Annotated in this window: 6 protein-coding genes and 1 pseudogene; 4 read left to right on the top strand and 3 right to left on the bottom strand. The window is 69.1% G+C overall.

Features of this window, described 5'->3' with window-relative positions; all coding sequences use genetic code 11:
- Positions 1 to 293: 293 nt before the first annotated feature.
- On the bottom strand, positions 294 to 653 hold the full coding sequence (locus ABZZ74_RS51285; protein WP_356951008.1) for a hypothetical protein: 360 nt from the start codon (positions 651 to 653) through the stop codon (positions 294 to 296).
- Between the two features lie 98 nt (positions 654 to 751).
- Between ABZZ74_RS51285 and ABZZ74_RS51280 the strand changes: the two genes are divergently transcribed.
- The 3 genes from ABZZ74_RS51280 to ABZZ74_RS51270 all read left to right on the top strand — a co-directional run bounded on the left by ABZZ74_RS51280 (position 752) and on the right by ABZZ74_RS51270 (position 4847).
- Positions 752 to 2629, top strand: a complete 1878-nt coding sequence (locus tag ABZZ74_RS51280) for a hypothetical protein (RefSeq protein ID WP_356951007.1) — start codon at positions 752 to 754, stop codon at positions 2627 to 2629.
- A 71-nt stretch (positions 2630 to 2700) separates the two neighbouring features.
- Positions 2701 to 3465, top strand: a complete 765-nt coding sequence (locus tag ABZZ74_RS51275; RefSeq protein ID WP_356951006.1) for a hypothetical protein — start codon at positions 2701 to 2703, stop codon at positions 3463 to 3465.
- Positions 3466 to 3653: 188 nt separating this feature from the next.
- Positions 3654 to 4847, top strand: a complete 1194-nt coding sequence (locus tag ABZZ74_RS51270) for an IS110 family transposase (protein ID WP_356951009.1) — start codon at positions 3654 to 3656, stop codon at positions 4845 to 4847.
- Here the strand turns inward: ABZZ74_RS51270 and ABZZ74_RS51265 are convergent.
- Both ABZZ74_RS51265 and ABZZ74_RS51260 read right to left on the bottom strand, forming a co-directional pair.
- Positions 4817 to 5812: an endonuclease/exonuclease/phosphatase family protein gene (locus tag ABZZ74_RS51265; protein WP_356951005.1), complete on the bottom strand. Its 996-nt coding sequence runs from the start codon at positions 5810 to 5812 to the stop codon at positions 4817 to 4819. The two genes, ABZZ74_RS51270 and ABZZ74_RS51265, sit on opposite strands and share 31 nt — an antisense overlap.
- Positions 5813 to 5844: 32 nt before the next feature.
- On the bottom strand, positions 5845 to 8043 hold the full coding sequence (locus ABZZ74_RS51260; protein ID WP_356951004.1) for a WD40 repeat domain-containing protein: 2199 nt from the start codon (positions 8041 to 8043) through the stop codon (positions 5845 to 5847).
- A gap of 249 nt (positions 8044 to 8292) precedes the next feature.
- Here ABZZ74_RS51260 and ABZZ74_RS51255 point away from each other — a divergent pair.
- Positions 8293 to 8442, top strand: a pseudogene (locus ABZZ74_RS51255) (IS5/IS1182 family transposase); the annotation flags it as partial.
- Between the last annotated feature and the right edge of the window lie 104 nt (positions 8443 to 8546).

The raw sequence follows: 8546 nt of genomic DNA, 5'->3' as shown, positions 1-8546 counted from the left end.
GCTGAACGCAGTCGGCGCGGGCCCGCTCCGCTCTCCCGGCTCGTCCGCCGGCATCGCGCGCGGCCGTGCCGTCAAGCGCGAGCAACCACGGCGCCCGATCCGGCTTGCCCGCCGCCCGGCGTCTGTCCCACCCTCAGCTGCTGCGAGCCCCACTTCGAGACCATCTGCCGCCTTGCAGGCTGTTGATCAGATGCGTGGGCCGTGGTGGGCGAATTGCACCTGCTGCTCGCGCGGTGCCCACCAGATGAGAGCGGGTGTGCGGGATTACCCCGTGCATGGCGCTACTGACGGCCTTACCTGGTCGCGCCGACCACCCTGGTCGGCTCCTCGGCCTCGGCGGGGACGTGCGGGCGTGCCGGGGGGCGGAGGTGGGGGCGGGTTCCGGGGCGTCCCCGCCGTTGGCGGTAGGTCCAGTAGGAGTTCCACCATGTCAGGCGGTCGGCGGAGTCCTGCGGAATCAGGCCGTCAATCACGGACTGTACGAGGACGACGACCAAGGCGGCCAGGGCCAGGGTGAGGACCATGCCCCAGGGTGCGCCGGCGAGGGAGGCGGCCAGGGTGCCGATGCCGCCGATGCCCGCGCCGACGCGGGCGGCGGCACGCAGAGGGCGCGATTGTCCATTGGGCTGCGGAGAGGAGGGCGAAACGGCCAAGGTGGGCTCCTACATTCTGTGATCGGTGTTCAACCCACCGTCACAGGTCGGGAATTGATGCGGAAGACGACCATCCATTGGTCCAGGGGGGAATGAACATGGCCCGTCCCGGGCGGCCTTTGAAGCCCATCGACGACAACCTGCCGGCTCCCGTGCACGCGTGGACCGCCACCGTGCGCCGCACGGTCTTCCTGCCGCTGCTCAGCGGCGAGCAGCCGCTGACGATCAGAGCCATCGCCCGCCGGCTGGAAGCTCTGGCACCGCAGCAGGCGAAAGCGGACCAGCCCGGCGCTGCGGAGGCGCAGCGGCTGGAAGCCTTCCTCACCGGGCGCAGCCCGGCATGTGTGCAGCGGATCCTCTCGGGCCAGTCGGTGCCCACGCGGGATGTGGTGTTCGATCTGCTGAGAATCGTTGAGGAGGAGCGCGGCTGCCCGCCTGCCACGGAGGTGAAGGCGCTGTGGGACGCGTACTGGCCTGCGCTGCGCGAACGAAAGGCCGACGTCTATGCGGTGTACGAGATCCTCAACGCCTACAACGGCGCACTAACGCTGGCCGATGTTCAGCAGCAGCAGGTCACCCGGCTGCAGGGCAAGATCGAACAACAGCGGGCGCGGGTGGCGCGGGCGGAGCAGCGGGCCCGCCAGGCACGGTGGGTCCAGGCCGCCGTCCAGCGCGCATTGGGCCATAGCCGGCAGGAGGTCGAGCGCCTGCGGGACCGCGAACGGCATCTGACCCGGGATCTCGACGAAGTCAGGGCCTGTGTGGCAGAGCTGCGGCAGGACGTCGCTGCGGCCCGCGAACAAGCGCAGCTGTGGAGAGGGGAGGCCGACCGGCGCCGCCAGGAGGCAGAACACGCCGAGCAGGAAACCTCGCAGACGCAGCAGGCCTGGCAGGAGCGGGAAGCCACGCTGCTGGAGCGGCTCGCACAGGTCCATGAAGCTCTGCACGAAGCCAGTGAGCGGGCCCACGAATTCGAGGTGGAGCTGCGGGAGCGGGAGGAGCACTGGCGCACCCAGGCGACAGCGGCCCACGCCGATGCCGAACTCGCCCGCCGTCAGGCGGCCTTGGTGCGCAGTGAGGCAGAGGCCGTGCGCGAGGAAGCCGCCCAGGCCTTGCAGACTCAGCAGGAGTACGCCGACACCCTGGCCGCAGCCGCGGAAGAGCAACACCGGCAGGCACTGAGCATCATCGCCGGCCTCGAAGCGGAACTGCGCGCCGCCCATACTGACCTGCAAGAAGCCCGCCAGGATGCCGTGCACAAAGACGCCCGGCTGGCCGCGCTTTTGGCCGAGCGCGCCCAGAGCGCCCATCTCGACGACCTCCGCGACCAGGCCCTCACGCAGCACCCTGGCCTCCCCCAGCCCGATGAGACCGACCCTATTGATCCCCCATCCGCACCAACACCGCTGCCCGCCCCATACGGCGAACCCAGCAGCGCCAGGCAGAACAACCCCTGGCCGGCACCGCAGACGGACGAACGCCCCGAGGACCTGCCGATCACCCCGCCGCTGCCCGCGCCACACCCCGGCACAAGCCACACCCCTCCATCAGCTCCCCCCTCCCCCGCCGCCTGGGATGCACCCGAAGACGGCATCGACACCCCCACTCGCCCGCCCTTCACCGCGCCCAGCCAACCGGCCGACAGCGACACCGCCGCCCCGACGGACACCACTCCCGCCGCCGAGCCCACCACGACAGCAGCGATCCACGACAGCTCCACACCCACGAGCATCAAGATCGGCTTCCTCGGCATTCTGGCCAGCGTCGCCACAGCCGCCACCGGTGTCCTCGGCTACTCCCACCCGACCAAGACCGGCAGGACCTTCACCGGTCCCGGCGCCCATCTGGCCATGGCCGGCGGCATCGGCTTCGCCGTGTTCCTCCTCATCCTCGGCATCAGCGCCTTGATCCACTACGGCGATCACCTCGGAGACTCAGGCAGCAGTGAGATTGAGATGTACTGGGGCGGGATGTAGACCTGCCCTGCAGAAACAGGAACATCCGCAAACCACGCACTCACGAACACCCGCCAGCAACACCCGGTGCCGTGATGGGTCTGGAGCGCAAGGGCTTCCTGTACCAGGGGCCGACCAATGATGAAGGAACCGTCTGCGAGGCCGTCAACACTTCCTTCTCCGATAATCCGGCCGCCGGCTGCGCGGTCGGCGTGGACGGCTCGGTGCTGTCCGTGCTGATGCGGCACCAGGACCTCGACACCCTGCCCACTCAGACCCCCGGCCTGACCCCCAACGGCCGACCGACGCTGAAGACCCTCACCAAGCGAGACCGGCTGCTGTGGTGGCTGACCTCCATGGGCTCGAACATCATCGCCCCCCTCAAAGAGGGCTTCGCCACCGCCCCGAACATCACCGCCATCGACCTCGCTGTCCTCACGCGCCTGCCCGACACCCAGCGCCTGGGCTTCGTCGCCTACGGCCGCTGGAGTCGCCAGGCCATCGAAGCCACCGTCTGGCGAACGGCCGAGGACGCGCTGCGGTATTTGGACCTCGGCCAGGACGTCGCCTGCGCCGTCACCACCACCACCTCCGGAAACCTCTCCAGCAGCATCAAAGCGCTGGAGGCCAGCCGGGTGCCCGGCCTGCAGAACCTGCTGGACAACGCCCACGACGAACCCGACTCCGGCCCCGCCACCCTCGCCGACCTCGACCGCACCCTCGACGCCACCACCCCGCCCCACGACCCAGCCCCCGCGGTCGACTTCACCTCCGACCTCGAGTACACCGCGTACGGCATGCCCATTACCTTCCTCGTAGAGCCCGGTTCGGGCTCGTGGCCTCCGGGGCCGGTATGACTCTTTGCCCCTGTCCTTGATGATCCGGGGGGTGCTGTCGCCGGTCCCGGCGGCACCGGATGGTCGCTGATGGAAGCGTGTCCGCCCCATGGGCAGGGCTGCGTAATGTGGCTGCCGATCTCCGGTGCCCGGGCGGGCCACCGGTTGTGACTCCGGGGAGGGAAAGCCCGGTGACCAGCAACGACTTCATGTCGATCGATGTGTTCTGCGCCCTGGACGTAGGCAAGTCCGAACATCACCGCACGGCCCTCCTGGCCGACGGCCGGACGACCTTCGACAAGCCGCTGCCCAACGGCGAGCCCCAACTGCGGGAGCTGTTCACCCGCCTCCAACGCAAGGGGAAGGTCCTGGTCGTGGTCGACCAGCCGGCCTCCATTGGCACCCTGGCGGTGACCGTCGCCCGCGCCTGCGGGTGCGAAGTCGCCTACCTGCCGGGCCTGTCGATGCGCCGGCTCGCCGATTGCCATCCCGGCACCGGCAAGACCGACGCCCGCGACGCCTACGTCATCGCCGATGCCGCCCGCACCATGCCCCACCTGCTGCACAACATCGACCCCGACGAAAGCGTGCGGGCCGAACTGACCATGGTCCTGGGCTACGACGACGACCTCGCCCAGGACGCCACCCGCACCTCCAACCGGCTGCGCGGCCTGCTCACCTCCATCCACCCCGCCCTCGAACGCGTCCTGGGGCCCCGCCTGCGGCACCCGGCCGTCCTGGCCCTGCTGCAGACCGTCGGCTCCCCGGCCCAGCTCGCCCAGGCCGGCACCGAGCAGATCGCGCAAGTCATGCTCCAGGCGGCCCCGCGGATGCGCAGTGCCCACACCCTGGCCGAGCAGATCACCACCGCGCTGGCCGAGCAGACCGTCACGGTTCCCGGCACCGCTTCGGCAGGGGAGATCGTCTCCGGCCTGGCCGAGGCCCTCGCAGTCCTCCTCAAGCGCCGCGAGATCCTGGAGATGCGGGTCGCCGCCCTGCTGGAGGCCCACCCTCTCGCGAAGGTCCTGACCTCCATGCCCGGGGTCGCGGTCAGGACCGGCGCCCGCATCCTGGCCGAGATCGGCGATGCCAGCGCGTTCCCCACCGCCGCCCACCTGGCCTCCTACGCGGGACTGACCCCCACCACCCGTCGTTCCGGGACCTCCATCCGGGGCGAAGGACCGCCCCGCGGCGGCAACAAGATGCTCAAACGGGCCCTGTTCCTGGCCTCGTTCGCCTCGCTCAGCAGTCCCGAATCGCGGGCCTACTACGACAGGAAGCGCGCGGAGAAGAAGCGCCACAACGCCGCCCTCATCTGCCTCACCCGCCGCCGCGTCGACGTCCTGCACGCCATGCTCAAGCACCACGCCCTCTACGAACCCGGGCACGAACAAACAGCCTGACCAAGCCCACAGACCTTGACCGAACAGATAGAAGCACCCCCCCAGAGGTCGACCACCAGGGGCCGGTGGTCCGAGATCGGGGTCCGTGGCGCGTGTTTGGCGTACTCGGCGTCCTGAGGGAGTCCGCTTGCCAACAAGTGGTCGAACTGCAGTACCGGGCGGTGGGAGGGGTAGGTCGGTACGGATGCGAGGTCGCGCCAGCCGTACCGCCGTGCGGGACGGTCTCGGCTGGGGTCGAGCAGTTCGGCGGCATTGAGCACTGCGCGGGGAATCGCGCCGATCAGATTGAAGTCGCCCAGCAGAAGGTGTGGTCGGGGCAGATCGGTGATCAAGGCGCGCAGCGCGAGGAGTTGGCGCGCGTTCCATCCCGGCACGAAGGACAGATGCACCGCTACGGCGGTGAACGGGCCGCGTGGTCCCTGCAGGACGGCGGCCAACGCGGCCCGCGGCTGGTCGCGTACCACCGTGAGGCCGGGGCGCCCCACCACGCGCAGCGGCATGCCGAGCGGAGCAGGGGCCAGGCGCATAGCTCGCCACTCGCGTACGGGGAGCCTGGAGAGAAGGGCGATGCCGTGCGAGGGGGGTGCCGCTCCCGGCGCGCCGTCGACCGGACCGTACACGCGCAGCCCCGGCTCGCTCGGGTCGAGCACCCACCCCTGACCGAGCACGGAGCGACCGTGGAGTGCCGACGCGTAGCGCCAGTCCTCGGCACGGACCGCTTCGGCCGCGACCCGTGCCTGGTCGGTGAGCCCTGAGCGTTCCTGGAAGCGGTCAACTTCCTGCAGGCTCACGACATCGGCGTCCAGCGATGCGACGGCCTCGGCGAGTGGCCGCTCGGCATCGGCGGCAGAGGGGGGAACCGGCCTCCCCTCACGTACCTGACGGCCATGCAGCACATTGAAGGTCGCCAACCTCACCGAATTCCGGGAACCGGCGGGTCGGCTGCGGACCTGGTCGCGTTCCACGGTCGCCCCTTTCGAACGTCTGCTGCACTGGATCACACCCCGGCCCGTGGTTCATCGCGCCGACCACCCTGAGAATCCCGGTGAGTCAGAACCGCGATATCCGGGCCGAAACCGACCACCAGCCGCCCGCTGGGCGCTACCGACAGTCCTGTGATGCGAGCGGGAAAGGTGTACGTGCCGATCTGCTGCCCTGTGGTCGCGTCCCACATTCGCACGATTCGGTCGTCGCCGGCGGCGACGACAAGGCGGCCGTCGAGCATCCCCACTGCCCCTGCCTGCACCCATCTGGTGTGTCCCGTCAGCGGTGGACCGAGCGGTTCGCCCGTTGCCAGGTCCCACAGATGGAGTGCTTCAGCGCTTCTCCCGGTGAGAATGACGTTGCGGCCTTCGAGTGTCTCCAGGGCCAGGGCACCCTCTTGCCGCGGCTGCACTCCGATCCATTTGTTCACGGTCAGGTCCCATACGCGTCCCTCCCAGGTCACACCGACGAAGCGGCCGTCGACTGCTGCGAAGAACCCGATGTACGAACTGGTGTACTCCGTGGTTGCCTGCCCTCGAAGTTCTTCCCGGGTGGTCAGGTCCCAGATCCGCACGGTGTCTTGCCGGTCGCGCGTGATGAGGGTGGGCTGTCCGTTCACCATTCTCACCGTCATCAGGCGCACGGCGTCGCTATGTGTGGGCAGGGGCTCACCGAGTTGTCCCTTGCCGTCGAGGTCCCATACCCGCACTTTCGTGTCCGAGCCAAGGGTGACGATGACGGAACGGCCGTCTACCACGGACGTGGTGACCTCTTGCACGGGGCCGGCATGGACAGTCGGCCTGTTTCCAGTGTCCCTTTCACCGTCGAGGTCCCAGATCCGCACCGAGCCGTCATCAGCGGTGACGGCGAGGGGACGCCCCTTCAGCACCGCCGTCGCCGCTCCCCGCACAGTCGCGTCGTGGCCCGTCAGCGGCAGGACCAGATGCCTGAGGGTGGACAGATCCCACACCTCGACCGACTTGTCGAATGCGACGAGGGCGGCGGGGCGGCCGTGCAGCACCCTCACAGCCGCCGCGCCGACGAAGCCCGGAACGGGCTCACCGACCTGCTCGCCCGTGGCCAGGTTCCAGACGTGCACCTCGTAGGTGTTGGCGCTGACGGCCATGGGGCACTCGGACGCCGGGTCCGTGACCAGGAACTTCGCCTTGGCATTGAGGTCCAGACTGACGCAGTGCCCTGCCTCCCCATCGTTGTCGCTGCTGGTTGCCGTCGGCCGGTCGGACGCCTGGTCTGCGAAGACGGGAGGCCACTCGGAACGGTCGCTCAGGGGGCGAAGCTCCAGTCCCGTAACAAGGTCCCACAACCGGAGGGTTTCCTCCCCCGTGATCGGGTCCAACGCCCCGAGTTCCTTGGAGTGGCTGGTGACAGCGACGGGACGGCCCCCGAGCACCGCCGTCGCCAGAGCAGACACAAAGCCGGTGTGGACAGTCAAGGGCTCACCGTGCTGGGAGAGGGCGGCCAGATCCCACACCTGCACCACGCCGTCGGTGCTGGCGCCGACCGCGACCGGGCGGCCCTCGACCACTGCGGTGGCGAGCGATGTCACCCAGGAATCGTTGGTGGCGTGGAACGCGCCGACCTGTTCTCCCTCGGCTAGGTCCCATACTCGGACGGCCCCATCGGAGCCGCTGGTCACAGCAACGGGACGACCGTCCAGCACCGCCGTCGCCAGAGCACGCACCGCGCCGGGGTGCTCGGTCACGATCTTGCCGAGTGCCCTGCCCGTTGCCAGATCCCACCAGTGCAGTGCGCCGTCCTCGCAACCTACGACAGCGAGCCCGCGGCCCTCTACCACCACCGTCGCCACCACACCCGCTTTGGCCGGCGCAGGCAACGCATACCGCAGCCGGGAATCCAGGCCGCAGCCGGTCGCCCACTGCACGACCCAAGGATCATCCGCCTCCTGACGCACAGCCACGCCGGCAATGCTTCTCGCCAACTCCAGGTTTCCGTACCGGGCGGCATCCAGCGCCAGCACCTGCCGCCGTGCCCCTGCAGCGGCATCACGGTGCACGTGCCCTGACGCCCGGTACACGGCAGCCGCCAGCACCTCCTCCTGCCCGGCAGCACCGTCCAACGCCGACAGAACCTGCTCCGGGTCGCCAGTCACCAGCCACCCCAGGTCGGACAACCGCCCACCCACCGCGGCAACCTCACGGGCCGAACCACCACTTTGAAACTCACCAGCCATGACCGGCACCGTAGGCGCCCCACCCGCCCCACCGCTCAGACCAAAGCAAACTTCAGTAGCGACATACGTATTTCCCCGCACACCCCTCCAGCGCGAGCGGTGACGGCGTCGCTGCTGACCGCGGCTTGGACCCGCACGGCGAACTGAGTGGGCGTTAAGTCCGATCTTCCTCGGTTCGTGATCGCTCGATCGTGGTACTGACCGCCGTACGAGTCGCCGGGTGGGCATGTCCATGTTGAGATGCGGGGTGTGAAGAGAGAGCCGTACCTCAGCGACTTATCGGACGAGCAGTGGGCGTTGATCGAGCTGATGATCACAGCCTGGAAGCAGGACCGGGTGGCGCGGTCAGCGACGGGCGACCCGGGCTCCTGCGACCTGAGGGAGGTCGTGAACGCGATCTTCTATCATCCCCACGACGCCTTGGGACATCTCCCAGCTGGTCGTCGACGGGGACGTGTACGGCAACGCCGACCACCCGGCCGTCATCACGGTGGAGCACAACA

This window comes from Streptomyces sp. NPDC006476, assembly GCF_040612015.1.
Classification (GTDB): domain Bacteria; phylum Actinomycetota; class Actinomycetes; order Streptomycetales; family Streptomycetaceae; genus Streptomyces; species Streptomyces griseorubiginosus_B.
This window is presented reverse-complemented; position numbering and strand designations above follow the sequence as displayed.

Excerpts from the sequence above, each read along its gene's own strand:
- ABZZ74_RS51280 (WP_356951007.1), top strand. The coding sequence starts at position 752 with ATGGCCCGTCCCGGGCGGCCTTTGAAGCCCATCGACGACAACCTGCCG.
- ABZZ74_RS51270 (WP_356951009.1), top strand. The coding sequence starts at position 3,654 with ATGTCGATCGATGTGTTCTGCGCCCTGGACGTAGGCAAGTCCGAACAT.
- ABZZ74_RS51260 (WP_356951004.1), bottom strand. The coding sequence starts at position 8,043 with ATGGCTGGTGAGTTTCAAAGTGGTGGTTCGGCCCGTGAGGTTGCCGCG.